Here is a 22,035-nt window from a genome sequence, read left to right as displayed (position 1 = left end):
GATTAGCGCGCTCAGGGAAGCCGTGCGGATGTCGACCTCCGCATCGTCGATCCAACCGCTTCCGCCACTTTCCCCCACTCAATGAACAAAGCCGATCTCGTCAACCTGGTTGCCGCCCGCACCGAGCTCACCAAGACCGATGTCTCCCTTGTGGTGGATGCCGCCATCGAAACCATCATTGATTCCGTTGTGGAGGGCAAGAAAGTCTCCATTCTCGGCTTCGGTTCCTTCGAGCCTCGCGAGCGCTCTGCCCGCCAGGGTCTGAACCCCAAGACCGGCGAGAAGATCAAGATTCCCGCCAAGCGCGTTCCTGCTTTCACCGCCGGCAAGATGTTCAAGGACCGCGTTCAGGGCTGATCGTCTCCGGATCTGTTGATCGGGGTGGTCCTCTGGGGCCACCCTTTCTTGTGTGAATCTTCCTGATCCTCTTCGGTCTGTTTTTGAGCGGGGGCGACAACTGCGTCTGCGCGGCTACAGGGGTCGTTTCGCTCCGACTCCCTCTGGCCCACTGCATCTGGGCAATTTGCGCACGGCCCTGATCTCCTGGCTGCAGGCTCGGCTCAATGAAGGGGAATGGTTGCTTCGGATTGATGACCTCGACACCCCGCGCATCCGGGTCGGTGCCGTTGAGTCAGCTTTAGAGGATCTTCGCTGGCTTGGGCTGCACTGGGATGGTCCAGTGACCATGCAGAGCCAGCGCCTCGCTCTTTACAACGCCTGTCTCTCCGCATTCCGGAATGAACAGCTGCTCTATCCCTGCCGGTGCACGCGTCGTCAGCTTGGTTCAGGCCAACGCTACCCAGGGACTTGCCGAGAGATGGCCAGGGGCTGGGGCCTGCAGGACGGTCGATTGCCGGCCTGGAGGCTGAGAGTGAATCCTCTGGATGAATCACGCTGCGGCGACTTGGTTCTGCGCCGCTCTGATGGATTCATCGCCTATCACCTTTCAACAGTGGTGGATGAGCTGGCACTGGGAATCACAGAGGTGGTGCGGGGCTCCGATCTGGAGGTGGTGTGCATTGCCCAGCAGGCCGTGATTGCCTCGTTGGAGGAGCAATCTCCTGGCTATCGACACACACCGCTGCTCTGTGATCCACAGGGGCAGAAGCTCTCCAAACGAGACCATGCAGCAGGGCTGGCTCCTCTTCAGGATCAGCAGTGGTCGCCGCAGAGGGTGGTGGGATGGCTCGCCGGTTCTCTGGGACTGGTTGACCAGCACTGCTCTCTGTCGGTCGACGAGCTGTTGCAGGAGATGCGAGCCAGATCAGTGCCGTTGCGCAGTTGCTTCGAAGATCAGGATTCTTAAGGAAGCCTTCGGGATCACAGACGCCCGCAGCTCCCACACTGAAGATGCTTTGACGGCGTGGACATGGCGATCTGCTCGAGCTGCGGTGGCAGTGGCATCAAACGCATCAGCGAGCAGCGCTTCCGCACTTGTCAGGATTGTCTGGGCAGAGGAGTTCTTCAGTCTGTCTCCTCATCCCGGGCAACATCTTTCACCGTCGCTCACTCTCCTGGGGAGAGCATTGAGAAGCCTTCAGAGGTGATCGATAGAGGATTAATCAAGACAGTGGAGACTTCCGCTTCTGCCAGATAAAGAATGTGGCCGCCGCCACGACAGCCAAAAGGGGTACAGCGGTGAACAGCAGAAGCGCGACCGCGGTCCAGTCGGTGTACATCCAATCATCGCTCGAGTGTTTTGATTCTTTCAGTTGATCTCGGTCCCATCTCTTGATCAGCCACTTCTCGAACGACTGGCTCAAGGCATTGATGTTCGCAATCGTTGCTGTTGGAGTCGGCAGCGTTGCAGCGCCGGTGCATGCAGCATCTCTGGATCGGGCGCGTCCGCTTCTGATCGCCTGTTTCCGCAGTGCCCATGCGCCCAGCTGTAATCAAGCTCTTGTGCTCACTGAAGCAATGCAGAGCCGTGCCGCTGATCGCGAGCTCTATCCCTGTCAGACCCTTTTGCTCGGACTGCAGGCGGAAGTGGTGATGGTGCAGCTTGCTGAACAACGTGGTCAGAGAGCCTTCGAGACGCTGCGTGACAGCGAGCGACTTTGTGCAGGCCTTTGATCAGATTTCACCATTCCGTCCAGAATGGGGGTGTTTGCATCAGGCGTTTTGCGAGTGTTTCTGGTGAATCTTGCCGCGCTGGTCTCGATCAGCTCAGCACTTTTCAGTTCTGTTCGGGCACAAGTGCGTTTCGACGATTGCCAGCCTGTTGCCGGTGGCGGGATCACCTGTAACACCGTTCCTTACGGAAACACCCGTGCCGATATGGTCGACGGTGAATTTGATTTGATGGATCAGGCCAGTCCTGGATGGGCTGAATACAACCCCTATGAGGGGTACGACGACATGCTCGGGGGCAACCAGACCTGATGGAGGGAGCATCAGGATTTCTGTTGGATTCACTCCATCTGGGTTAACCCCATACAGAGAGATCAACGAAGCAGCAACAGCTTGCTCAGGAAGTCATGCATCTGTTGCACAGCCAGATGCAGATTGGCGAGTTCACTGTGGCCTGAACGTTTTCTTGGTTTGAAGCTGTGATCACCATCGGGAATCCAGGAGGGTTGCAACCGTTCTGAGAGTGCGTACTTCACCACGTCCTCTTTTCTGCCCATCGGATCACGTTCTCCCTGAACAATCAGGGTTGGTGTTTGCAGATTCTGTAAGTGCCCAATGCGTACTTTTTCCGGTTTGCCAAGAGGGTGAAAGGGATAGCCAAGACAGATGCATCCCAGAATTCTGTTATTGCTCCACAGCTCATCCGCCAGCATGCTGGCGATTCTTCCTCCCATGGATTTTCCTCCGATGATCAGTGGTTGGTTGGTGGGTAGAGACTTCACCTGGTTGTCAAAACACTCCAGGAGGATGTCGGCTCTGTTCGGCGGTGTTTTACGGCCGCTTGTGCGTTGCTTGGTCATGTAGGGAAATTCGAACCGGATCACCTGCCATGCGTTCGCCGCAAGGCCTTCAGCCATCTGCTGCATAAAGGGGCTTCCAATGCCGGCTCCATCACCATGGGCCAACAGGATGTTGGCCAGCCCAGGGTCAGGACCACACACAAGCGTGTTGTCCATGGTGACTCGTTCTGCATTGGCCAAGTCAAAGCTCGTATGGCCTGAATGTGCAGAGCAGGAGGGATATTGATATTGACCTTCTCCTCTCGGGAAATCACCAAAATTTTCGTAGTTGTCAATTAACTAATATTTTTCTTTAAAAAATGTCGTATTTTTACTGCAGCATGCTGCAGGCCTGAATCATCTGTATCGAAGATTTGTAAAATCACGAGCCAGAAAATGTCTATATGCTGCTGATCTCAATATCAAGATTGGCGTTGCTGTTGCAAATAGTGTGACTGGCTATCAAATCAGACCACTTGCTTGCGCCAAATGAGGCTTAAGTGCATTAAAAAGTCACCTGGTTCGCATTGATTTGATCGATAAAAATGACTCGACGACTTTGAAACATTGAATTCAAAATTGTGCATCAATCAATACCTCTTGGGCAATGCTCCTTCTTAATGTGTTTAAAACAAAGTTGTTGCTGTGTTCAATTACAAAATTCTTTTGGTTACATCACCAATAGCTTTTTCTGTGATCAGCACAGCGTTCTGGCTCACCAGATGGGAAATTCTTGTCTGGGGTAAGCAATTTTTTGGAGTTCCCTCAATTCAGAATCGCAAAGAGTGGATTGACAGCCCACTAGCACCCTTTAAAAGGAAAGATGGTGGCTACCCTGTATTCACCGTTAGGACTCTGGCTGTCAATGCGCTGGGTATCCCTACGGTGTTTTTCTTAGGCGCCCTTGCTGCGATGCAGTTCATTCGTAGAGCCACCCTTTATTGACGCATGGACTCATTCGAATTTCTTGAAGAATTTGTTTTTGCTGCTGTTTATTTCTCAGCATTGATTTGGTTTTCAATGTATTTAGTTACAGGTTATATTTATTTAATTGGGTAGCGCGAAGAATTCATCAAGCAAGAAAATTATGCCAGCTCTCAATTCAGAGTGTTTGGTTTAATTAAACAAAAAAGCTCACTTGAGTCAGTTTACTGCAAGGTAGATGCAATATTTTCAATAATATTTTGCTCTTGCAGAGTGTAAATAGCCCTATAAAGGGCAGAGTCTGCGCCTGCCTCCCCGCTATGAATTCGTATCAATGCTTGTCGAATGAGTTCTGCAAGTAGAGCTTGAGTTTGGTCTTCCAATTTCGGCAGAGAACTCTGTGAAAATTCTACTTAGCAACTAGTTTTTGCTTATTCATCTCGGACTCGCTGAGACGATCAATGAGATCAAGGTCAGTTAGATTTTTCCCCTGTCGTTGAGCAATTTGTTGCGTCTCGGCGGGTCATGTTGTCAAAGTGCTGTACTTGCTTGCCTTAAGTTTTTCAATAAAGGGTTTGTGAAATGAATTCCATTGAGCGCATTGCCCGGCAATTGTTTTGCTCACTTGCAGTGATTCTATTCTGCTCGCTGCTGGTTCTCCCCTCGAAAGCTTTTGCGATTTATCCGAGTGGAGGGGGTCTTCCTGATCTTGGTCTTGATCGAAGTCTTCAGGGAAGTGACCAGGCTACAGAGGCTTTCAAGGAAAAATTTCCCTTCTACGAGCGAGATGAGGATGGAAAGCCGATCACCAAGGAATTCGTTAAATACGATCTGGCCAACTACGACTTGTCTGGTCTTGATCTGAGAGGTGCTCTCTTCAGTGTGGCAACACTCAAGCGAGCAGATCTTGAGGGAGCCAATCTTGAAGGAAGTATCGCCTACGCCACACATTTTGAAGAAGCTAATCTCACAAATGTGAATTTCAGAGATGCCGTTTTAACAAAGAGCTTTTTCATGGCAACAACGATTGATGGAGCAGACTTTTCCGGTGCAATTATTGATGCTCCTCAGCGGGAGGAGATGTGCTCAAGAGCTGCTGGCGTCAATCCAGTGACTGGTGTTGAAACGTATGACAGTCTCGATTGTCTGAGTCTGAATATGCGCTCTTCAAAGTCGTAGCTAGTTTCAGATCTCCAATCTTTTGAATAACTGAATTTGTGGATTTGGCTTCGCATAAATTCATGCGAAGTCAAATTTTATGTTGTGATGAACTGGTACTCAGGCTCCTTTCTGAATGCTTGCTGTTTACTCGGATAGTCTGCCGAGTCGAATCTGTCGTTGGATTACTTTCTGAAGATGTTCCACCTTTCTTTCTAGCTCTTCTACTCGGTCTTGAAGCTCAGCATCATTTTGCTGTTGACTAGCTCTTTTGGTCTGCCTGCCTTCGTTCATCATTTCAGTGTAAGTTAGAGATCTTTGTTGGTCGTTTCTTTTGGTTGATGACATTGTTGATTTGTTTTTTGTGGAAACATAAAACTCTGTGGGCTTATTCAAGCTAAAAGAATAGTGAGCAAGATTCCTGTTAGTACGCCTTTGGCGAAAGTGATCCACAGAATTTGATAATCAGAAAGACCCGTTTTTTGTTGTATTTTGATAATTAATTTCTTGTGAGCACGAACAATACGGTTGCTCATCAAGCGTCTTTGTAGGTAACGCCATCATGAACTTATCCAGTCCACTTGGCAAGCCTCTTTCCCTGACAGCAATTGATCTGTTTGTGACCATACAAAGCTATTGCTTCAGCAGAGATCAACAGTCAAGATTAGAAGCCCTTTTCAGGTGTCTCGAACTCTCTGAACAGAGCTCCTGCTTCTTCAGTGCAATCCTGTCTTATCAGGTCGCGAATTCGAGCTTCCCACCAAGGCCCAACTCTGGCCTCGGCATGTTGGAGAAACACGGGATCAATGAATCCCGGAGTCGCTTCTTCAGATTCTCCGAAGTGGCGTGTTGACAAGGATTCACTTGATAATGGGAAAAAATTAGTCCATTGCTTAAAGCAGGATGTATTGATCAGATCAAGCTCAAGTAGCGATTGAAATCCCATCTCCTTGCCGTGCTGACGATGGTTATGTCCTTTTCACGGCCTGAGTCCGACTCGCATCGCAGCTGTGAAGCGTCATGTCATGCTGCTGTTGTCGTTCCATGGTTTGTTGTGAAGCGTGTCCCCGGGATCGGTTTTCTGGCGCTGCTCGGAATCAGCTGCGGAAGCCCTGCGCTGGCCAATATCAAAGATGAGTTTCAACGAGCTCAGGGCTGTGACTACTTCAAAGCTGATTTTGTCAGTGATGTAGGTGTTTATAAGGATTCGGAGGTACGCTTTTGCATTAGCGATGATCAGCAGGAGCTGATTTATGTCATGGCTATGGGAACATCCTGGGTCGTCCCATTTAATCGACAATATCGCTCCAAAGGTCTTCTGAGTTTCAATACTTTGGAAGAAAATCGCCTTGTTCTCTATCAAAAAAATGGGGGTGTGGTGCAGAGAAAAGTTTTGGGCCGAAGACGATGAGTTTATTGACTCAGCTCTTTTTGTGATTCAAAGGTATCGATTTGCAATCGCGCTAGCTGCTTTCGGATGATTTCGTTCAGCTTCGGTTGTGCTGATCTGTTCGCTTTGCTTCGTCTTCTTTGAACGTTCTGTTGGTTGGCTAATTGACAGTCTTCCTTCCGTTCAGATGGAAAGCTTCTGTAAAACGATTGCCATGGCCTACCAAGCTCGAAATTCCCAGGCACCACGACGAGGCTCCATGCCTCCAAAACATCAGGATTCGGCAAATCTGAAAATCGCCTCTGCAACCTCTTTCACCGAAGAATGGCAGCCAAGCGTCTCTCAGCTTGAAAACCAGATTAATGTTGCGATTGAAGATATTCGTGTGATTTTGCAGACTCTTCAATCTGAAATCGGAGCCAGTGATCGGTATGTTTTAGGTCTTCTGGATGTAGTTGCTGACGATTATCGAGCACAGTTACCAACCGGAAAGTCCTGAGCGACCTCAGTGCAAGAATCCGCGGGTTAAACCTAGGCAATGACGCGCAAGAGTAGCAATTGATTGACCACTTTGTTCGAAATGTGCTCTTAGCCGCATGTTCCTTCAAATGACCTTTCTGTTTGATTCATGTGTCACTTGTGGTCCTTGCATTAAGCGGATGATGGTTTGTTAGTTCATGTCCACAGGGTCTTTTCAGCATGGTGATGCTCAGTGCGTTAATCGGTGTTTCGCTGATTTTCTGGTTCACTGTGGGGTTCTTCAGCCATGTCAACTGGTTCCAGAACGCCTTCAGGCGCGAGGCTGAGAAGATCGATCGCCAGCAACGTGCCAGCCAGGGGCAAAGTCAGATTTTGGCCAGTTCTGGAAGCCTGACCGCCAAGAAAGGATTCGTTCTCGCTTACTGGGATGATATCAACCAGGCATTTTCCAGAGGTGGATCAGTTCAGGCTGAGCGAAGCCCTCTGATATTCGATATTGCTGCAATTAATCTCGTGGCATTCACCTCTGTTTGTATGCTTGTATTTGTAAGCAGAGGTTTGTTTCACGCTTTGGGATTGATGTGATTTTGCCGTGAATGCATTGAATTAAACTTTGCTCCCTGCAAACAATCTATATTGCTAGTTGTCAATACGTTTCAGGAGAACATTGCAATTCGTATCTGTTTTGATTTCCCACTTTTAATTATTCCTGATTGCTTCAAACTCGTATAAATCATCATCGATATCCTTGTCGATGATATTGAATCCTTGCCCAATTAGTTTTTGCTCGCACTCTGAACTTGGTCGGGGTTGTGCGCTGGCGCATAGCCCCGCCATAGAGAACATCCCAGCTTCCAACAGCAGAATGGCTTCTGGGAGACGTTTCATTGCTACATCGTTGCTGTTAATGGATCTTTAGTAATGGTCTCTTGATTGTGCCGATGCGGTGTCTGCAGGATCGATATTGGATCGCAGCTCATTTTTTTCTGCAATAGCCAGCGCCAACATTCATCCACCCTTCTTTACAGGCTTTTCCGTTAGTGGGTTCAACCTCATAGTAAATCGGTGAAACACAAGTCGTGCCAAGTGTATTGACGTATCCGAGAGGGCACTGGTCGTGTCCCTGGGCTTTTGGGATTTTTTTCTGAGCAAGTGCTGCGGCAGGTGCCACGAGAAGAGCAAGCAGAAGCAGTAGTGATGATCGCATTTGAGCTTCGGGTAATCCCTGGAGCGTGACTGAAGACAGGCTCACCTTAACCGCCAACAATCCAGAGACATCCAGTCCTGTGACAAGTTCTCTGGTTGGGCGACATCAACTTTCAGCCAGAATGCACTGTGGATCGATTGTGCAGGTTCATTGGCTTGCTGACGAGTGTTCTTTGTCTATACAGCGAATAGGCTGAACCAGTCCTTGTATTGCCGAATTAGTCCTGTGGTTTTCTGGAACAAGGCCTCTGTTCTGTGTGTTGTTATTGCCCTGATGAGGTGGTGTGGTTACTGTTGATTCAGTGTAATGTTGCGTCATTTAATCGCGTCGAACATGATTGGAATTGTGATCGGAAATCTCGAACTGGATGTGCTTACGTCCACTGTTTTTGCAATTGCTGCAATTTTTTTTCTTGGAAGTTTTATCTTCGTTTCTAGAACAAATGATATGATCGGTGCTTTAAAATCATTATTGCCTCAAAGAAAGAGTAGAAAGCCTCTTCCAGGGCCTGACGAACCTCTTTGATTGCATGATGATCTAGCTATAAGTTGATTGCATCACATCACTGTTTTATTGCCCGGTTTTCCCTGGTTTTTGCTGATTGATTGTTTTTAGCCGTAGCCTTCTTGGGCGCTGAACTCCTCGATATCTCTATGGGTTGTTTGTCAACTTTGAGAGGAAAAATTCAGGTTTTTAAGCTGCGATCAGCTCAAGCCAAAGCAGGCCACTGAGAGAAAATGCTGCGATGGCGAGTGAAAGCCAGTGGTTTTTCAGAACGCGTTCCATTGATGTTTGACTTCAGCACTAAAACGCGTTGCTGCTCAGAAAGCAAGTTGTTCAATCCAGCTCAATCAAGCCTGGAAATGGCTGTATTGGTCAGAATGGCCTTTGATGGTCAAGTTGAATGACGCAAGAGATTCCACTCCAGGAACAGGCGAGAAAGTGGTTTCGCAGCCACCTGCTTGGGCGCGAGGTTGAACTTCAGGAGCTTTATGAGTTGCCACAGATTGAACTTGACCTGCTGATGGCTGAAACCGCTGAGATTCGTTCAGACATTGAAAACCGTGCTCGCAGCCATGGCCGCTGGTGTACGGCTGGATACATGCTTCAGCTGGCACGGATTATTGACGCCAGGAGGGCTGAAGCTTGATCAGGGTTAGTTGTTCTGGATTCACTGCGAACTGCGATCCATCACTTTGTTGAGCACAGCTGTCTTGATGCGAGCGCGGTCACGTTCCACGTAGATCGAGGCCCAGTGCTCTTGCTTGTTTTTCTCTTGTATGGCCTTGATCAGATCGCTGAGTTTGTCAACCATCTCATCCACACAGGATTCCGGGCTATCGCCAAAGCTGTCGTGCTCGCTGAGCAACCTGTCGAGCTTTTTGATGAGTCGCGTGGCTCGTGTCATGAATCCGGTCAGAAGTGCTCCTGATCATGCCTGCTGGCGATCCAGAGGAGCTCACTTGATCTCAGTTCGCTGATTGTTTGCGACGTGAGTGGCGAATCAGCAGTGTCGTTGTTGATCAGTTAAAAGGAAACTGCTTGATACCCTCGATCCATCCATGGCCAACACCTTGCCCCAGTCCTCCGGATTCGATCCACTCGCCATGGTTGATATGTGGCAAGACATGCGTGCTCTGGTTGAGCAATGGGAATTAAAATATAATTCGACTCCTTCAGATGCTGCTATTGCATTTCAGGAATTCTCATCGGCTCTTGTCGACCAAGGAACGATGTAATGAAGGCTGCATTGAAGACTTTTGGGCTTTCAACTCAAAGACTCAGTTTTGTGCAACGTATTCAGCTCCATGCGCATATTGAATATTAATCGGTTTGTCTGATTGACAGAGAGGACAGTTTTGTCCGGGCCATGCTGGCAAGTGAATTTCGTCGAGAAAAATAAAGTTCTTCACCCCAAGCTCACTTGCACCAACATTTCCACGGTTCACATAAGCGGCGATCCCGATTGGTTTTCCACCGGCTTTTGCAATCGCCTCGTATGTTAATCGCACCGAAAATCCTGTATTAATAATGTCGTCGACAATTAAAACAGATTTATTTTTTACAATTTCGTCGTAACCCCTTTTGATCTCAAAGTTCGTGGTGTGGCCTTTCTAATTCACGACTTGTTCGCTGAAAACGCAGCGACTGCCAAGTTCCAAAGCTGTGTATTGGGCGCAAATCACTCCGCCTATGGCTGGTCCACAGACCATCTCAGAGTTTAATCCATTGTTCTGGATTTCTTTTCCTAGTAATTGGCCAAGTTGATAGGCCAATTCAGGTCTGTGATTAATGAGATCTTTCGCTATCCATCCGGAGCCATGGTCTCCCGAAGCGTACACAAAATGATCGTTTTTGATCAGTGTGCCACTGGATTCAAGGATTCTTCTTGTTGCTTGTTGTGTCGGTGGGCCAGCCATCGTTAGGGCAGATGAGCATGTCTCAAGGGTGGCCATTTTTTCAGGATCCAACCATTCAGCCCTTCTGATCTTGTTCGTACGCTTATCTGGCTTCAGCGAGAGGTCAGGATCCTGGTTTGTCGATGGTCAGATTGGTTTCGGTTGATAGCAGACCAAGCCCCCCTGCGACAATGAGTATGTGATCTCAGGCACATGTTCTATGCGATACACATACTGAAGTCAGGAGAGGCGTCGAGCACTTCTCCTTTGGTGATAGGTAGACGGAGGCCGCGAAGGCCTCCTTTTTTTGTCCGGCAGCGGCGGTTCGCTCTCGACGTTGACTAATCCTCAAACCCATCCCAACCTTCCTGGCCAATCCCATCCAGTCCATGCAGTACATGGGTCACCTGGGTGGGGTGGACCCAGCGAATAGCGCCGTCGTCGACGTCAGCCACCTGAAACAGTGAGTTCATCCGGGAATGTTGTGCCCATCCCTCACAGAAGATCACCTGTCCAAGCCACCAGTTTTTTTCGATATCAACCCTTTCACTGGCCGGAGTCAACTCCTTGACGATGACGAACTGACCAGGTCGGATGGACAGGAAAGCAGAGGCTGCATCAATGACATTCGAGCTGGGTGGGCCCAGGGGAGGATAAGTCGGCATTGAAGTACGTTTGTTCTTTCTCGGGTCTAACCCCCTTTGGTCCCTCAAGAAAAGAGTAAAGACACGCACTCCCAAGGAATCGGTTTTGGTGATTCCCAGTCGATCTGAAGTCTCGTCGTCGACTGAGTGGTCTCGTCAGCCATTGTTCTCTGCCCTGGGATCGCCTAGTCCGGAGCTGCCACTGTCGGGCAGCTCCGGAGTCGCAGTTAGACGACCAATCGAACCTGTCAACGATTGGACCTCCACGCTGACTCACCTTTGCTCAGCTCCCTGCTTCACATGCTTCACGAAGACAGATGAAATGAATCCAGTTCACTGAAGTTGTGTAGCTGGGGAAACCGCCAAATCAATTCTCAGGGTCTTGCTGGTTCTTGTCGGTCAAAGCCAGGGCCAAGCCATGGGACGTTTGTGTTGCTTTTTTGGTTCCGGTTCTGCGAGGTCGTCTCAAAGTGCTGCATTGAACCAGCCTGATCCTTCGCGAAGCAGAGCAGGAACTTCCGGCTCTTTTTTCAGGCAGCTTTGTTGGGGCCTTCTGAAAGCTTGCGATGAGCCTTATCCGCTTTGCGAATGATTTTTTGAGCCTGTTCCCTCGTGAGGCACTCCTCGGCTTTGAGTTTGAGCTTGACCAGCTTGCGGTGTTGTTTGTCTGGATTCATCGATTCACCCCGTTGTCAGGACCTCTGTCCCTCTTCATTGAGAGCTCTAAGCAAGGTTAAAGCGTGGTTAAGCAGTTTCAGACTACAAGCTGTCACTGTGTCAGGGGACTCTGCCCGGCGCGGCCTGATCACTCTGTAAGCGGAGCAGCAGCTGCTCGCAAATGGATGTCATCACCGTCATTTCTGCTGGCAAAGCTCTGAACGGCCCAAGCTTGGTCGCCATCGACCATGTGTTGGGTGTTGATCTGCTGTGGTGTCTATGCGTGGACCATGCTCTGGCTTTCGTCAAAGCGACGATCGACCGATACCTAGACAGATGGTCAATGGGCTGCTGCCAAGCGACAAGACTTGGTCTCATTCAGTGATCGATTCATGTTTTGATCAAAGTTCATCAGACTATGGATCCGATCGGCAGCATCAACTGTCGAGCTGCTCGTTTGCAAAGACCTTGCAATTCATGGTCGTGCTCTGACCTTTCATCGTTATTACGTTGTGGCGTACGACCTGAGTATTGACTAAGCAATGGGAAGCTGCTAATTCCACGGCCTCCGTAGCTTTTGACTTCACCAGATGTAGCCTTCATGGGTTCTTAATCGTTCGCAGAAGTTCGCGGCAAGAGGCTTTAACATTTGCTGATTATTCCCCCATGACAGTTAATTTGTCTTGGGCAGATCACCTCTGTCTTGGTGAGTGCCATGTTCATACATTTGTGTACATGGAGCTGCGTCGTGTTGTCTCTTCGGTGGTTGCATTCGTTTGTAATTCGCAGATCGAATTATCGAGTGAGTGCTAATCTTTAAAGGCTGCAATGATGGCAATTGTAAATGCTTGCCGAAGCAATCGTCACAGCAAGAGCTTTATAAGCGGCCAACATTCATCTAGAAGTAAAAAGGATTCATGGAGCTTGCTAACCAAGATCTTTCTGCATATCTGATGATTGGATCACTGGCGGTTTTAGTCTTTGGGGCTCTCCTCTACGGGATTTACGCCGCTTTTGGGGCCGGGTCCCTGCAGTTGACAGATCAGATTGAGGAGCATTCCAGGCTACATAAGCTTGGCATTGCACATTCTCATCAAGGAAACGGCCGTGCTGTCGCTCGAGGCAGTCACTCACATTCGAGCCAAGACACAGTTCATTCCTGATTCTTGCTGCTTTTGCATGTCCTCATCAAAGACTATTCATCTTGACCAATGACGCAGGAGCTCCTCGGTTTCTCAGGCTTTCACAGGTCATTGAGATGACCGGTGTTGGAAAAACATTTATTTATACACACATGGAAAAAGGTAGTTTTCCAAAGCAGATACAAATTAGTTCGCGCACAGTGGTTTGGCTGGAAAAAGATATTATTGAGTGGATGAATACGAAGATAAGCCAAGGGTAGTCGCAACGAATTTTTTCTATTCTGAGTGCACTTGCATTTAAAAAATAAGGTTTATTTTTGTAGCTTTTATTAGCCCTAAGCTTGAATAAGCGATCTCATTTCTTGTTGACGGACCTGCATTCGTCTAATCCGGCACTGCAGAGGATGACAGTGCCGGTTGTGCCCTAGACGACCAATCGCATCCTGTCGAGACCGCGATTAGATTTTTAAATTGGCATGCAGTTTTCGATATGTCTGCATCAGTTGTGTCCGCCAGTTGGCAGAAATGAAGCGGGTCAATTCGTGATCGCTCTCTTTCGTTCGTAGTCAAGCGCCATCCATAAAATTAATGGGCAAGTTTGTCGCCTTCCTCCAGAATGCTTAAGCAGGCTTCGCTGTTTGGAGATCGGAGATGAATCATCTCCTGATATTCAGGTGCTTCATAAGCTGCTTTGGCTGCTTCAAGAGATGGAAATTCAATCAGAACAGTGAGATGGCCCGGGTCACCTTCCCTGATATCGGTATGGGCATCTCTGATGAACATTTTTGCGCCACACTTCTGAAGATAGGCTTCAGCAGCGGCTGCATAACTCATGAAGCCCTTGGGATCATTGATGTTGCCTGTTGCCAGCCAGTAGCCTTTCGCCATTGATGCATGCATCGAGTGTGTTGATTCTGGCGATGACTTCCGCTGAATGCCATTCAGGTTGATTCTGTAAGCCTGTCACCTGTCCAAACCCTCTCAGTCTGTGAATAAGCAATGTTGTTGAGTGGCTTTTCAGCACTGTGGTCTTTCCTTGGTTTTCCTCCAAGGGTCGCTTTTGGGTTATCTCTCGACGTCTGACAGGCAGAACGAGAGAAGCAGCAGCAGCGCTACAGCAATCAGCATTAGCCGTCTGAATTCATTTCATCATCTCTGAACCGGAAATACACTGTGAGTAAAAAACCCCAGAACAAGGCCAGAAACGCAATCATCGTCAGAGCGGTGGTGCATTCACCCGTGATTGAACATCATTATGTACGGCAATGAGTATTTATACTGTGTTCCGCGCGACGTTGTGCTCCGGGATTGTCCAGCAGGTTGCTTGCTGACTTCGTAGCTGTTCTGTGTTCCTTTTCAGGGAGCTGGTGCTTCATGAGAGACAATATCGATGTAACTATTGAAGTCATTGCATGCATATATGAGCCCCCATTTGTCTGGCCAAGCTCAAGGAAATTTGCGAACTGATCCAATGGAATCGATCGAGACTTTCATCGTTACTATCAGTTTATTTTTTATAATCTCAAATGTACTTTGTCTGATCTCTTGGCAGACCATTGAATTGTTAACAACATAATGTTAGTAGTCTTATTTTTGACAACCCTTTCGCTCTGAATTAAGGTTTTTTGGGCGAAATGACCAAAGGCTCCGTTGTTCTGTTTTCAATGATGATGGTGTGGTTCTGACGAGTCGCGATTTTTTCCAGAGGCTCGTGGATCACTAATCCTGCTCCGAAGATACAAAGTCCAGTGAAGGCAATAGAAACAGGAAGCACCCAAGTTGCGGGCGCTTTTGGATGAGATCGATCCATGAATTATCCCAAGATACACCCATATTCAAACCTCCGAGCTTGATGTTGAAAATGAAAAATGGTGCTTTCTCATGTAGCAGGCCCTTCAAGGCGCTGGTCCTTGTTCCTGTTGATTGATCAATGATTCTATCGAGCTGCAATGTTACTCACAATCTAGATCGAGCGAACCGACAACAAGACCAATTATTTTCTCTGCTCTTCATGAATTGATCGATCTCCTATGGTTTTGCCTCTGGGAATACGCTGCAGTTTGAATGATTTCAAGATTTTAAAACGCTGGTCAGTATATTGAAATCTTTAAAGCCAGGAGAGTTTACCCATAGGGTAAAATAACCTGATTTATTTCGTTTAAACTGTTGAAATAACTAATCAAATCCCCATTACTTTTCTGTACAAAGGCCTGTTGCTGGTTTTCTCAATCAGTGCAGTAATCTGAGGATATTCGTTGAGGTCTTCGTTGGGAAAAAACATTTTGATGTAGGCAAGATAAGCTGTCACTGCGCAATCAGCAGCACCCCAAGCATCGCCAACAAGGAAGCCATTTGACAATTGCGTGTTGAGTTGTTTTAGTAACCTGGGGAGAATTTTTGCTTTCTGGTCTGGCACAAAAATTGCAAATGCCAGAGTCGAATTGGCGAAATGAGTCCACTGGCTGATCAGTGCTTTCTCATAGGAAGTTGTCGCTTCTCCACCATGATGTTCGGCAAGGTGAAGCAGAATTGCACCCGACTCAAATAAGGTAAGAGGATCGCCTTGTGAATCAGTGATGGATGAATCACGCATTGCTGGAAGTTTTCCAAACGGGTTGATCGATAGGAAATCAGACTGCATGTTCTGACCTGTACTCAGGTCAATGTTCAAAAGTTCATAAGCAATTTTTTTCTCTTCCATGTACCAACGAGGGATTGATGCTCGTGTATGTGGGCCTCCGTAAATCGTGATTGTCATGGTTGTAGGGCTTTTAATGCCTAGAGTTTAGGATGGCAGATGAGAGCTTGAAAAATCTCAACTCAATGAGTCTGTTTGATGCACCGGCTACTCATGGGAGTTGATGATTCCTGCAGGCATGCCTGATCAGAACTTTCACATGATGGAAGCAGTTCAATTTTAAGATCAATTGATGGCTCGCTTCAAATCACATGAGTCATGCATTGAGGCTTTGTCTGTCAGTCGCTAGTTGTCGAGAGTGATACGAGCCATGCAATGAGCATTAGTCAGCAATGCCAAGTCAAAAAGTATGGAAAAGTGCTTGTGAATCTGCTCTTTGGAGCAACAAAATTAATGATCGCATTGAGTGGGAATATTATAGAAAGCAACATTCTGGTGGTGAAGTCAAAGTTGTCAAGGCAGGTGAATGTAATTTGGTTGAATTTTTCAGGAATTGGTCGCCAAGTGATATTTCAGACTTGGGACTGATCAGATTGAGTGATTTAATCATCAAGTCATTGAGTGATCAACAAATGTATGAATTCAATGTCACAGTTAACCGGGATTTATTGCACAAAGCCAAAGGCCGTATTGCCCATCGCTTTGAGCCGCGTAACTACGATGAATGACTAAAAATTAGGGTGCTGGATCCTGGGGTTCAGCCGAACCAGTGAACGTTGATTGTTTGTAGTTGCTTTATATCTGCTGTAGTCCCAGCTTGCAGTAAGAGGAACCTGTTCTTTCACCTTTGATTTCGTTAAACTAAAAGCCTTATTACTTATCTTTTGTGTTTGCTGCATCAGAGTCTATGTTGGAATGAGTCGCAATTAAGTGATGTTAATGACCAATGACAAAAATGTTATTCTATTGCCTGATAATTCTTAATAAAGGGACCTTTTGTTTGTCAATTAGATTGTATTGAATAGGATGAATTCTTTGCATCGTTTTTTATAGGCTTTTACTGGCTTTTCAGTCGCTGATGTCATTGTTGGAACATGAACCACAGCGTCCCGAGAGGTTGCAAAGTCAAGGTCAAGGGAAGCCCAGTGAAAGTCAAGGGGCGTTATGGTGATTTGTTCAGTTGTTGATTATGCCCACCGTTATTTTGATTTGACCGGAGTGTAGATTTGTTTGGAGCTGAAGATTTTTGCTTATTTAGGAGGGTGTTGATTGAATAACTTTCAGTTGAAGCCTATGGCTGTGAATCAGTATTCGTTTCTGTGATCTGATATCCAAAAATATTGAGCATCTGATTTCGTAATGTCGCTGCAGTTGTCAATGCTGATAGCAGGCGCTTCTCCTGCGCTGGTCGTTTTTGTATGACATATTCGATATCTTGCATCACCATGTGAATCATGTTCATAGCGAGTATGCATTGAGCATCTTCGCAGTGGTTTTGTTTTGTGTCTGTGTACAGAGCGACCACTTCTTTGATGTAATCAATAAAAACAACTTTCGATGAATCTTCGGCAAATACGGTTTTAGTTTTCCAGCCTAAGCTCTCAACGAGATGACAGCAGCTATTGAGTGCAGAACGTGTCTGGTCATTATCCTGTATCTGTGTCTTGATGAAAAAATAAATGTTTGAGATGCAATACTGGATTCCATAAATAAGACTGTCTTTATGTTCCAAGTCGTTTTGTATTCTGGCCCAGACAATTCGTGCGATTCGGTCGTCAGGAGTCATTATTGCTAGCTGTTTTAATTCAATTGATCGATTTGCCAGCTCTTCGTTTAAGTTATTTTCCATGAGGTCCCAGTCTTGTTGACGAGTTTTCAGTATTGTTGACTTTTGCCTGAAGCTTATCAAACGGATTGTGGTTTCGCGTATGTTTCGTCTTCGACTGCTGTTCTGTTTTTAAATTCTTTGTTGGCCTCTGTCAGATAGAAAAACCACCGAATGATTGAATCGTTAAAAGTTATCAGCGATTGAAGCTGCTCGATTGAATTTGGACTTGTATACTTAAAATCCATGAATATTTTGTCTGCAGTTTTTCGTTGCATTTTGCAGAGTGTACTGATCGAAATCACTAGCATCCAAAAAAATAGAAGTTAATGCCTTTATCAAGTATTGTAAATAAGTAGATGTACTTCCTTGCGTGCTTGGCTTTGTTGGGACCTGTTGTTCAGTTAACGATTCGCGACTCCGTCGGCGGTAAAGTTGACAGCCCAGCCAGTCATGATTAATTAATAGATAGATGCAGGCTACGTTCGATGGATTTCAGTCAGTTATCAGGTCTTGTCTTGGTGGTTGTTGGTGCGGTTCTCTTTGTGACCACAGTCCAGCTCTATAGCTTCTGGGCCAGTGAGGCTGTGCTCGCTGCAGCTGCAAGGAAGTTTGATGAGACAGTCGAAAGCTTCAAGCATTCAGTACCTTATCTCTTTCCACGGCGTCGTAAGGCTGCATAACAGATGCCGCTCTTAACGATGGCCTCGTGGCTGAACTGTTGTATGGAGGCCAATACTTTTGTTTATCAGTTCAGCAACAGAAGTCTTTCTTGAGTAACTGACACCAATAAAATCATCAACTCTTCGTTGAGCGCTCCTCCATAACTTCTGTCAGGCGCGTGATCGCAGACGCAAGTACAACCTGAGGGTCAGGTGTTTTGGATTCTGCCACTTGTTCTTTACGCTTCATTTTTTCAACGGCTCTTACAACAATAAAACAGACAAAAGCAATTACAATGAAATTTATAGTTGATACAATGATATCACCGCCTGGCAACTGAGCCACCGACTTTACATTGGCCGCTTTCAAGGACGGTTCCAGTATGTTAGTCATTATTAATTGAACTGTTGAGTTCACAACTTTCCCAAATGCACCTGCGATGATGACAGCAACTGCCAGGTCAACGACATTTCCTTTATTGATAAAAGCTTTGAAATCTGATAAAAACGTGACTGCTCTGCTCATGCTGATTTGATAATCTTCTTTTTCTTAGCTACGGATTCCATCTTCTATCATTCTTGTTGTTAAATATTTATGAGTACCAGTGAGCCCGCCTGGCTACATTAAACTTTCCATTTCAGGCATCATCAATTTGAATTGAATTATTTCAATTTCGTCGAGGCGTTGGTTCGCTTTAACGAGTTGATAATATTTTTTCAGACCACGCAGGCAGATTTCCTGTAAGGCATATTTCCAGGTCAGTTTTAATATTATCTCCTTTAGAGATAATAAACCATTTTTCTTTTGCGTTTACAGGATCATCTTCTAGATACAGGTCTGTCGGGGCGCGGCTCTTGCATCGACCAGTCATCAGTACTGTTTTATCTGCTGTTTCAGTATCTTGAACAAGTAAAATCCTTTCTGCGTTCAGGCCATAAAATTCGTCAGTGACGACATTGTATTGCTGAATAATGGCGTTGGCTGATCGTGGAGACGTTACTAACAAGATGAGCGCCATCACGAGCTTAAGGATGTCTTGGTGAATTGAATTGTTTATTTTTCTTCCCAGGTTGATTGGTCTTTTCTCAGGGGGTGTTTTTTGCATGTTTCAACGAAACCTATTGTTCATTTTTTGGCATAGATTTGTTCCAGAAATAGTGCTGTCTCTTCAATTTCCAGCATTAAATCGTCCATTGACATGATCAATGTCCATGCAGCGATTGCTGCATCCTGATCGGTTTTGTAAATTGCCATGAGTCTTCTTCTCCATCTTTCTGGTTGCGAATCGTAGTTTGTTTTAAAATCGTTGAAACTTGGTCTCATGGTAATCATCCGTATTCGTAGTGTTTAGCTGCCATTATGCCAAGGCTGTCATTATGGCAAGGCTGTCGAAGATCGGCTTAGTACTTGTTCCTGTAACATTTTGACCTTGATTGCGATTGCTGTAGGCGACCGTTTAATTTCTAGCTTATTCTCTGAAATTATCACGTTGATTTTATTGTCATTTACGCTCAATAGAGTGAGTTTTATGCTGTACATTTTTACTTGAATAGATATGCCTGAATAGTGATCACTATGCTTTAATTGCTTTGTTGAAGGTTGGTTTGTGTTGTGATATCAAATGACTGTGTAACCAGCAGGATTTCGTTGATAGGTGTCTCAGGTTTGACAAGACTGAATGATCCAGTGGATTTGATGTTCCTCAGCGCTTTCTCTGCGCGCAAGAATCAACATTGGAACTGTCGTCATGCCCTGATTAATCCGATCACGATAGAGACCTACCAGTTGTCTGTAGCGGTTTGCTGACCATCCATAGTGGTTCCTATCTCGGCTTGCCCAGTATGCATGAAGGGCTCGTTGGCAATCTTCCATGCCAAATTCCTGCCAACAACTCTGTTCAGCAAGCAGTGGATCAATTCCTTCTGCTCTGAGTTTTCTGTAGTGGAATAGCTCAGGCGCCTCATCGCGTCCATCCGGTGGTAGTTGTCGTATCAGCTGGCTGAGGCGAATCCTGTCAAGGCGTAGCCAGCAGCGATCTCTCAGAAGCACTGGCAGATCCCAGGACCAACCCCCTGCATTGCGTACATCCAACAGAACATCACGCAATCCGAGTTGTTGAGTTCTGGTGAGCCCTTCCAAAGGTTGTTGGTTAACGATCCCCATCTACTCCACCTTCATCTGGATTCTCACGATGATGTCTGCCCTGGCCTGTTCATTGTGGCCCAGGTCGCACTATCGGTCGCATCATTCGATTCGGGATTGGAGCGCCGATCGCGTGAGATTTTCATGATTGGTGTCATCCAGGTTTTGATTGGCTGGTTTATTCACTTTTGATACATGAATGTCTTGTGAATCAATCGTCTTTTCTTTGCTGATGCCACCTAGCGAGATCGGGTTGGAGATTATCTGGTTTGCCAGATTTCTGAGCCTGGGTCCCATACCGGCTTTGAATAAGAGCCCCGCAGCTCTTTTTGCGGATCAGTGATGCGAAGGCTTTGATGGCACTGCTCTGCAATTTTGATGGATTCCTGGTGATACTCTTTCCAGGCCACGAGTTTTTGACCGTCCCAGATGGGTGGTAGCCCTGTTGCATCAAACAGATGGTTGAATTCGTCATAATGCGCTTGAAGGTTTTCCGCATTTAAAGTAGTTATTGAACTAATAGATTGTTGTGAGCTTTTGAAAGGCGCTATTTCCATGCAGCTTTCAAAAGCGGCTGTTAATGTCGTTTGTTCGTTCCACTTTTGATGGCCAAGCTGGACCATCAGGCAGAACATAGCGAAAACAACTATTCCCGCTACGCTGACGATTGCACGAGCTGCATGGTCTTTTTGCATCATTTCACTTTGGTCCTTGATCAAGTGTCTGAATTTTTTCTTTATTGTTCAGATAGTTATTGGCTCATAAAATCATGTTTCCGTCGTATTCTTTTTGATCTTTGCAGGCGTTCGGTAAAGTAAACAACTTTTATTTCGTTCTTTTGCTACTCAATTGTGATTTTTATTATATTTTGCATTTGTGCGCTGTCAATTGTTGTCAGTGCTTCCACCTGTCAATTTTCCAACCTTGCAAAACTGATATCATATGCATTGTATGATTTTGCAGGTTTGAGATAAATATGGTGTTTGCTATATTTTCGTTGGTTTTATCTGATCTTCAGTGTTGTATTGACTACAGTGTCACCATCAACCATGAGACACAATGCTGACCAACGAGGAAAGAGCCGCATTGCTTGCTGTTGAAAAGGGTATTTTCCCAGATGATCCAGACCTTGGTCGTGTTGATACGAGAAAAGCCTCTATTTCTGGTCAGGCATGGGTAAAGATGCGTCGCGCGCAGATTATGCAGGAAAGTTGATCTTTGCAGATCTTGTCATCATCACTTCGCCAATGAAGATTCGTAATGGTCTTCTGGATCCGTTTTTACGATTATTTTCGTGATTGAGTAGCTAACTCCTTCACTATTCAAAGAGGAGATTTTGGTTGGACTTATCAGTCTTTTTATGCGGTTTTTCTTATTATAGATTTTATTCTGCTTTTGCAACTTGTGTGCTCTTCCCCATCTGCCTGGCATCTCAGCGTTTGGGGTATGAGCTTGTTGTGTTGAAGCTATCAGGCCCGTTTGTTTCCTTTGAGTCTGTGCGTGCATCCTGCTTCTCTTCTCATGCCGTGATTTCAGTCGATCCGAAGGCTTTTCGTAACACTCCAGCCATCGATCTGAGAAGACTTGATGGATTTGAGGACATCCTCCATTTTCGTGAGTAACTTTTGAGAAAGGACCGAGCGAAGATCATGGCATTTGAAGCGAAGGACAAGACAGAGAGGTTCATGGATGCGGCTAAAGAGCGTGCCAGGGCTGCAATGCACGAGACGTCGCCGAACTCACATCGCTAGAAAAGGGAATGCTCAAGGCACTGAAAAGTCGCCAGAGGCCCGTCAAGCATGAGCAAAAGACCACTGCCCGAGGTTGATGTGCACACAAACTTTCCTATTAGTTTGA

At 46.4% G+C, this 22,035-nt stretch carries 35 protein-coding genes; 16 read left to right on the top strand and 19 right to left on the bottom strand.

Annotated elements, in window-relative coordinates:
* Window positions 1-81 precede the first annotated feature (81 nt).
* Together SIB73_RS09240 and gluQRS are read left to right on the top strand one after the other, a co-directional pair.
* A complete protein-coding gene (locus SIB73_RS09240; protein WP_006043393.1) occupies window positions 82-357 on the top strand; it encodes an HU family DNA-binding protein in 276 nt (91 codons plus the stop codon).
* A 52-nt stretch (window positions 358-409) separates the two neighbouring features.
* Window positions 410-1,306, top strand: coding sequence for a tRNA glutamyl-Q(34) synthetase GluQRS (gene gluQRS / locus SIB73_RS09235; protein WP_413405703.1), 897 nt, complete (start codon window positions 410-412; stop codon window positions 1,304-1,306).
* Window positions 1,307-1,562: 256 nt separating this feature from the next.
* Here the strand turns inward: gluQRS and SIB73_RS09230 are convergent, their stop codons facing one another.
* Complete coding sequence (locus SIB73_RS09230) at window positions 1,563-1,763, bottom strand: hypothetical protein (protein ID WP_413405705.1); 201 nt, start codon at window positions 1,761-1,763, stop codon at window positions 1,563-1,565.
* Window positions 1,764-1,770: 7 nt separating this feature from the next.
* Between SIB73_RS09230 and SIB73_RS09225 the strand changes: the two genes are divergently transcribed.
* Both SIB73_RS09225 and SIB73_RS09220 read left to right on the top strand, forming a co-directional pair.
* The gene (locus SIB73_RS09225) at window positions 1,771-2,073 is read left to right on the top strand and encodes a hypothetical protein (protein ID WP_413405707.1); all 303 of its coding nucleotides are present in this window, start codon (window positions 1,771-1,773) and stop codon (window positions 2,071-2,073) included.
* A 24-nt stretch (window positions 2,074-2,097) separates the two neighbouring features.
* Complete coding sequence (locus SIB73_RS09220; protein ID WP_413405709.1) at window positions 2,098-2,382, top strand: lactate dehydrogenase; 285 nt, start codon at window positions 2,098-2,100, stop codon at window positions 2,380-2,382.
* A gap of 62 nt (window positions 2,383-2,444) precedes the next feature.
* Here the strand turns inward: SIB73_RS09220 and SIB73_RS09215 are convergent, their stop codons facing one another.
* Entirely contained in the window at window positions 2,445-3,086 is a 642-nt protein-coding gene (locus SIB73_RS09215) for an alpha/beta fold hydrolase (RefSeq protein WP_413405711.1), read from the bottom strand.
* Between the two features lie 468 nt (window positions 3,087-3,554).
* Here SIB73_RS09215 and psbF point away from each other — a divergent pair, with 468 nt between their 5' ends.
* Both psbF and SIB73_RS09205 read left to right on the top strand, forming a co-directional pair.
* Window positions 3,555-3,854, top strand: a complete 300-nt coding sequence (gene psbF, locus SIB73_RS09210; RefSeq protein ID WP_413405713.1) for a cytochrome b559 subunit beta — start codon at window positions 3,555-3,557, stop codon at window positions 3,852-3,854.
* Between the two features lie 561 nt (window positions 3,855-4,415).
* On the top strand, window positions 4,416-5,012 hold the full coding sequence (locus SIB73_RS09205; RefSeq protein WP_413405715.1) for a pentapeptide repeat-containing protein: 597 nt from the start codon (window positions 4,416-4,418) through the stop codon (window positions 5,010-5,012).
* Window positions 5,013-5,383: 371 nt separating this feature from the next.
* Here the strand turns inward: SIB73_RS09205 and SIB73_RS09200 are convergent, their stop codons facing one another.
* Complete coding sequence (locus SIB73_RS09200) at window positions 5,384-5,527, bottom strand: hypothetical protein (protein WP_413439584.1); 144 nt, start codon at window positions 5,525-5,527, stop codon at window positions 5,384-5,386.
* Window positions 5,528-5,925: 398 nt separating this feature from the next.
* On the opposite strand from SIB73_RS09200, the gene SIB73_RS09195 reads away from it, so the two are divergent.
* The 3 genes from SIB73_RS09195 to SIB73_RS09185 all read left to right on the top strand — a co-directional run bounded on the left by SIB73_RS09195 (window position 5,926) and on the right by SIB73_RS09185 (window position 7,446).
* Entirely contained in the window at window positions 5,926-6,402 is a 477-nt protein-coding gene (locus tag SIB73_RS09195) for a hypothetical protein (RefSeq protein WP_413405717.1), read from the top strand.
* A gap of 166 nt (window positions 6,403-6,568) precedes the next feature.
* Window positions 6,569-6,880, top strand: coding sequence for a hypothetical protein (locus SIB73_RS09190; protein WP_413439583.1), 312 nt, complete (start codon window positions 6,569-6,571; stop codon window positions 6,878-6,880).
* A gap of 200 nt (window positions 6,881-7,080) precedes the next feature.
* Window positions 7,081-7,446 carry a hypothetical protein gene (locus tag SIB73_RS09185; protein WP_413405722.1) on the top strand — a complete coding sequence of 122 codons (366 nt, stop codon included), beginning with the start codon at window positions 7,081-7,083 and terminating at the stop codon, window positions 7,444-7,446.
* A gap of 114 nt (window positions 7,447-7,560) precedes the next feature.
* Here the strand turns inward: SIB73_RS09185 and SIB73_RS09180 are convergent, their stop codons facing one another.
* Both SIB73_RS09180 and SIB73_RS09175 read right to left on the bottom strand, forming a co-directional pair.
* Complete coding sequence (locus SIB73_RS09180) at window positions 7,561-7,749, bottom strand: hypothetical protein (protein WP_413405724.1); 189 nt, start codon at window positions 7,747-7,749, stop codon at window positions 7,561-7,563.
* Between the two features lie 88 nt (window positions 7,750-7,837).
* Complete coding sequence (locus SIB73_RS09175; RefSeq protein ID WP_413406307.1) at window positions 7,838-8,068, bottom strand: hypothetical protein; 231 nt, start codon at window positions 8,066-8,068, stop codon at window positions 7,838-7,840.
* 737 nt (window positions 8,069-8,805) lie between these two features.
* On the opposite strand from SIB73_RS09175, the gene SIB73_RS09170 reads away from it, so the two are divergent.
* Both SIB73_RS09170 and SIB73_RS09165 read left to right on the top strand, forming a co-directional pair.
* Window positions 8,806-8,976 carry a hypothetical protein gene (locus tag SIB73_RS09170; protein ID WP_413405726.1) on the top strand — a complete coding sequence of 57 codons (171 nt, stop codon included), beginning with the start codon at window positions 8,806-8,808 and terminating at the stop codon, window positions 8,974-8,976.
* Complete coding sequence (locus tag SIB73_RS09165; RefSeq protein ID WP_413405728.1) at window positions 8,973-9,218, top strand: hypothetical protein; 246 nt, start codon at window positions 8,973-8,975, stop codon at window positions 9,216-9,218. Before SIB73_RS09170 ends, SIB73_RS09165 begins: the two co-directional genes overlap by 4 nt.
* A 21-nt stretch (window positions 9,219-9,239) precedes the next feature.
* Here SIB73_RS09165 and SIB73_RS09160 read toward each other — a convergent pair whose 3' ends face one another.
* On the bottom strand, window positions 9,240-9,476 hold the full coding sequence (locus tag SIB73_RS09160; protein ID WP_413405730.1) for a hypothetical protein: 237 nt from the start codon (window positions 9,474-9,476) through the stop codon (window positions 9,240-9,242).
* Window positions 9,477-9,630: 154 nt separating this feature from the next.
* Here SIB73_RS09160 and SIB73_RS09155 point away from each other — a divergent pair, with 154 nt between their 5' ends.
* On the top strand, window positions 9,631-9,807 hold the full coding sequence (locus SIB73_RS09155) for a hypothetical protein (RefSeq protein ID WP_413405732.1): 177 nt from the start codon (window positions 9,631-9,633) through the stop codon (window positions 9,805-9,807).
* Window positions 9,808-9,849: 42 nt separating this feature from the next.
* Here the strand turns inward: SIB73_RS09155 and SIB73_RS09150 are convergent, their stop codons facing one another.
* The 4 genes from SIB73_RS09150 to SIB73_RS09135 form a co-directional block, all read right to left on the bottom strand.
* Complete coding sequence (locus tag SIB73_RS09150) at window positions 9,850-10,137, bottom strand: phosphoribosyltransferase family protein (RefSeq protein WP_413439791.1); 288 nt, start codon at window positions 10,135-10,137, stop codon at window positions 9,850-9,852.
* Window positions 10,138-10,182: 45 nt separating this feature from the next.
* The gene (locus SIB73_RS09145; protein WP_413439582.1) at window positions 10,183-10,539 is read right to left on the bottom strand and encodes a hypothetical protein; all 357 of its coding nucleotides are present in this window, start codon (window positions 10,537-10,539) and stop codon (window positions 10,183-10,185) included.
* Between the two features lie 269 nt (window positions 10,540-10,808).
* Complete coding sequence (locus SIB73_RS09140; RefSeq protein ID WP_413405736.1) at window positions 10,809-11,132, bottom strand: DUF3104 domain-containing protein; 324 nt, start codon at window positions 11,130-11,132, stop codon at window positions 10,809-10,811.
* Between the two features lie 509 nt (window positions 11,133-11,641).
* The gene (locus tag SIB73_RS09135; protein WP_413405738.1) at window positions 11,642-11,788 is read right to left on the bottom strand and encodes a hypothetical protein; all 147 of its coding nucleotides are present in this window, start codon (window positions 11,786-11,788) and stop codon (window positions 11,642-11,644) included.
* 161 nt (window positions 11,789-11,949) lie between these two features.
* Between SIB73_RS09135 and SIB73_RS09130 the strand changes: the two genes are divergently transcribed.
* Window positions 11,950-12,153 (top strand): hypothetical protein, encoded by a 204-nt coding sequence (locus SIB73_RS09130; RefSeq protein ID WP_413405740.1) that lies wholly within the window; start codon window positions 11,950-11,952, stop codon window positions 12,151-12,153.
* A gap of 819 nt (window positions 12,154-12,972) precedes the next feature.
* Window positions 12,973-13,170, top strand: coding sequence for a helix-turn-helix transcriptional regulator (locus SIB73_RS09125; protein ID WP_413405741.1), 198 nt, complete (start codon window positions 12,973-12,975; stop codon window positions 13,168-13,170).
* Window positions 13,171-13,495: 325 nt separating this feature from the next.
* Here SIB73_RS09125 and SIB73_RS09120 read toward each other — a convergent pair whose 3' ends face one another.
* The 3 genes from SIB73_RS09120 to SIB73_RS09110 all read right to left on the bottom strand — a co-directional run bounded on the left by SIB73_RS09120 (window position 13,496) and on the right by SIB73_RS09110 (window position 15,668).
* Complete coding sequence (locus SIB73_RS09120; RefSeq protein ID WP_413405743.1) at window positions 13,496-13,798, bottom strand: DUF1330 domain-containing protein; 303 nt, start codon at window positions 13,796-13,798, stop codon at window positions 13,496-13,498.
* 727 nt (window positions 13,799-14,525) lie between these two features.
* Window positions 14,526-14,720, bottom strand: a complete 195-nt coding sequence (locus SIB73_RS09115) for a hypothetical protein (RefSeq protein ID WP_413439581.1) — start codon at window positions 14,718-14,720, stop codon at window positions 14,526-14,528.
* A gap of 369 nt (window positions 14,721-15,089) precedes the next feature.
* Complete coding sequence (locus SIB73_RS09110; protein WP_413405745.1) at window positions 15,090-15,668, bottom strand: glutathione S-transferase family protein; 579 nt, start codon at window positions 15,666-15,668, stop codon at window positions 15,090-15,092.
* A 272-nt stretch (window positions 15,669-15,940) separates the two neighbouring features.
* Between SIB73_RS09110 and SIB73_RS09105 the strand changes: the two genes are divergently transcribed.
* Window positions 15,941-16,276: a hypothetical protein gene (locus SIB73_RS09105; RefSeq protein ID WP_413405747.1), complete on the top strand. Its 336-nt coding sequence runs from the start codon at window positions 15,941-15,943 to the stop codon at window positions 16,274-16,276.
* Window positions 16,277-16,839: 563 nt separating this feature from the next.
* Here the strand turns inward: SIB73_RS09105 and SIB73_RS09100 are convergent.
* The 6 genes from SIB73_RS09100 to SIB73_RS09075 form a co-directional block, all read right to left on the bottom strand.
* A complete protein-coding gene (locus SIB73_RS09100; RefSeq protein ID WP_413405750.1) occupies window positions 16,840-17,397 on the bottom strand; it encodes a hypothetical protein in 558 nt (185 codons plus the stop codon).
* Between the two features lie 774 nt (window positions 17,398-18,171).
* Window positions 18,172-18,561 carry a large conductance mechanosensitive channel protein MscL gene (gene mscL / locus SIB73_RS09095; RefSeq protein WP_413405752.1) on the bottom strand — a complete coding sequence of 130 codons (390 nt, stop codon included), beginning with the start codon at window positions 18,559-18,561 and terminating at the stop codon, window positions 18,172-18,174.
* Window positions 18,562-18,730: 169 nt separating this feature from the next.
* Window positions 18,731-19,141: a hypothetical protein gene (locus SIB73_RS09090; RefSeq protein WP_413405754.1), complete on the bottom strand. Its 411-nt coding sequence runs from the start codon at window positions 19,139-19,141 to the stop codon at window positions 18,731-18,733.
* A gap of 20 nt (window positions 19,142-19,161) precedes the next feature.
* Window positions 19,162-19,359 carry a hypothetical protein gene (locus tag SIB73_RS09085; RefSeq protein ID WP_413405756.1) on the bottom strand — a complete coding sequence of 66 codons (198 nt, stop codon included), beginning with the start codon at window positions 19,357-19,359 and terminating at the stop codon, window positions 19,162-19,164.
* A gap of 336 nt (window positions 19,360-19,695) precedes the next feature.
* Window positions 19,696-20,199, bottom strand: coding sequence for a hypothetical protein (locus tag SIB73_RS09080; protein WP_413405758.1), 504 nt, complete (start codon window positions 20,197-20,199; stop codon window positions 19,696-19,698).
* Between the two features lie 239 nt (window positions 20,200-20,438).
* A complete protein-coding gene (locus SIB73_RS09075) occupies window positions 20,439-20,897 on the bottom strand; it encodes a hypothetical protein (protein WP_413405760.1) in 459 nt (152 codons plus the stop codon).
* A gap of 340 nt (window positions 20,898-21,237) precedes the next feature.
* On the opposite strand from SIB73_RS09075, the gene SIB73_RS09070 reads away from it, so the two are divergent.
* Complete coding sequence (locus SIB73_RS09070; protein WP_413405762.1) at window positions 21,238-21,393, top strand: hypothetical protein; 156 nt, start codon at window positions 21,238-21,240, stop codon at window positions 21,391-21,393.
* The last annotated feature ends 642 nt before the right edge of the window (window positions 21,394-22,035 follow it).

This window comes from Synechococcus sp. MIT S9509, from assembly GCF_047303035.1.
GTDB lineage: Bacteria > Cyanobacteriota > Cyanobacteriia > PCC-6307 > Cyanobiaceae > Synechococcus_C.
This window is presented reverse-complemented; position numbering and strand designations above follow the sequence as displayed.

Excerpts from the sequence above, each read along its gene's own strand:
- SIB73_RS09240 (WP_006043393.1), top strand. The coding sequence starts at position 82 with ATGAACAAAGCCGATCTCGTCAACCTGGTTGCCGCCCGCACCGAGCTC.
- SIB73_RS09225 (WP_413405707.1), top strand. The coding sequence starts at position 1,771 with ATGTTCGCAATCGTTGCTGTTGGAGTCGGCAGCGTTGCAGCGCCGGTG.
- SIB73_RS09220 (WP_413405709.1), top strand. The coding sequence starts at position 2,098 with ATGGGGGTGTTTGCATCAGGCGTTTTGCGAGTGTTTCTGGTGAATCTT.
- SIB73_RS09215 (WP_413405711.1), bottom strand. The coding sequence starts at position 3,086 with ATGGACAACACGCTTGTGTGTGGTCCTGACCCTGGGCTGGCCAACATC.
- SIB73_RS09205 (WP_413405715.1), top strand. The coding sequence starts at position 4,416 with ATGAATTCCATTGAGCGCATTGCCCGGCAATTGTTTTGCTCACTTGCA.
- SIB73_RS09200 (WP_413439584.1), bottom strand. The coding sequence starts at position 5,527 with ATGAGCAACCGTATTGTTCGTGCTCACAAGAAATTAATTATCAAAATA.
- SIB73_RS09190 (WP_413439583.1), top strand. The coding sequence starts at position 6,569 with ATGGAAAGCTTCTGTAAAACGATTGCCATGGCCTACCAAGCTCGAAAT.
- SIB73_RS09185 (WP_413405722.1), top strand. The coding sequence starts at position 7,081 with ATGGTGATGCTCAGTGCGTTAATCGGTGTTTCGCTGATTTTCTGGTTC.
- SIB73_RS09180 (WP_413405724.1), bottom strand. The coding sequence starts at position 7,749 with ATGAAACGTCTCCCAGAAGCCATTCTGCTGTTGGAAGCTGGGATGTTC.
- SIB73_RS09175 (WP_413406307.1), bottom strand. The coding sequence starts at position 8,068 with ATGCGATCATCACTACTGCTTCTGCTTGCTCTTCTCGTGGCACCTGCC.
- SIB73_RS09170 (WP_413405726.1), top strand. The coding sequence starts at position 8,806 with ATGCTGCGATGGCGAGTGAAAGCCAGTGGTTTTTCAGAACGCGTTCCA.
- SIB73_RS09165 (WP_413405728.1), top strand. The coding sequence starts at position 8,973 with ATGACGCAAGAGATTCCACTCCAGGAACAGGCGAGAAAGTGGTTTCGC.
- SIB73_RS09160 (WP_413405730.1), bottom strand. The coding sequence starts at position 9,476 with ATGACACGAGCCACGCGACTCATCAAAAAGCTCGACAGGTTGCTCAGC.
- SIB73_RS09155 (WP_413405732.1), top strand. The coding sequence starts at position 9,631 with ATGGCCAACACCTTGCCCCAGTCCTCCGGATTCGATCCACTCGCCATG.
- SIB73_RS09140 (WP_413405736.1), bottom strand. The coding sequence starts at position 11,132 with ATGCCGACTTATCCTCCCCTGGGCCCACCCAGCTCGAATGTCATTGAT.
- SIB73_RS09135 (WP_413405738.1), bottom strand. The coding sequence starts at position 11,788 with ATGAATCCAGACAAACAACACCGCAAGCTGGTCAAGCTCAAACTCAAA.
- SIB73_RS09130 (WP_413405740.1), top strand. The coding sequence starts at position 11,950 with ATGGATGTCATCACCGTCATTTCTGCTGGCAAAGCTCTGAACGGCCCA.
- SIB73_RS09120 (WP_413405743.1), bottom strand. The coding sequence starts at position 13,798 with ATGGCGAAAGGCTACTGGCTGGCAACAGGCAACATCAATGATCCCAAG.
- SIB73_RS09115 (WP_413439581.1), bottom strand. The coding sequence starts at position 14,720 with ATGGATCGATCTCATCCAAAAGCGCCCGCAACTTGGGTGCTTCCTGTT.
- SIB73_RS09110 (WP_413405745.1), bottom strand. The coding sequence starts at position 15,668 with ATGACAATCACGATTTACGGAGGCCCACATACACGAGCATCAATCCCT.
- SIB73_RS09105 (WP_413405747.1), top strand. The coding sequence starts at position 15,941 with ATGCCAAGTCAAAAAGTATGGAAAAGTGCTTGTGAATCTGCTCTTTGG.
- SIB73_RS09100 (WP_413405750.1), bottom strand. The coding sequence starts at position 17,397 with ATGGAAAATAACTTAAACGAAGAGCTGGCAAATCGATCAATTGAATTA.
- mscL (WP_413405752.1), bottom strand. The coding sequence starts at position 18,561 with ATGAGCAGAGCAGTCACGTTTTTATCAGATTTCAAAGCTTTTATCAAT.
- SIB73_RS09090 (WP_413405754.1), bottom strand. The coding sequence starts at position 19,141 with ATGCAAAAAACACCCCCTGAGAAAAGACCAATCAACCTGGGAAGAAAA.
- SIB73_RS09085 (WP_413405756.1), bottom strand. The coding sequence starts at position 19,359 with ATGAGACCAAGTTTCAACGATTTTAAAACAAACTACGATTCGCAACCA.
- SIB73_RS09080 (WP_413405758.1), bottom strand. The coding sequence starts at position 20,199 with ATGGGGATCGTTAACCAACAACCTTTGGAAGGGCTCACCAGAACTCAA.
- SIB73_RS09070 (WP_413405762.1), top strand. The coding sequence starts at position 21,238 with ATGCTGACCAACGAGGAAAGAGCCGCATTGCTTGCTGTTGAAAAGGGT.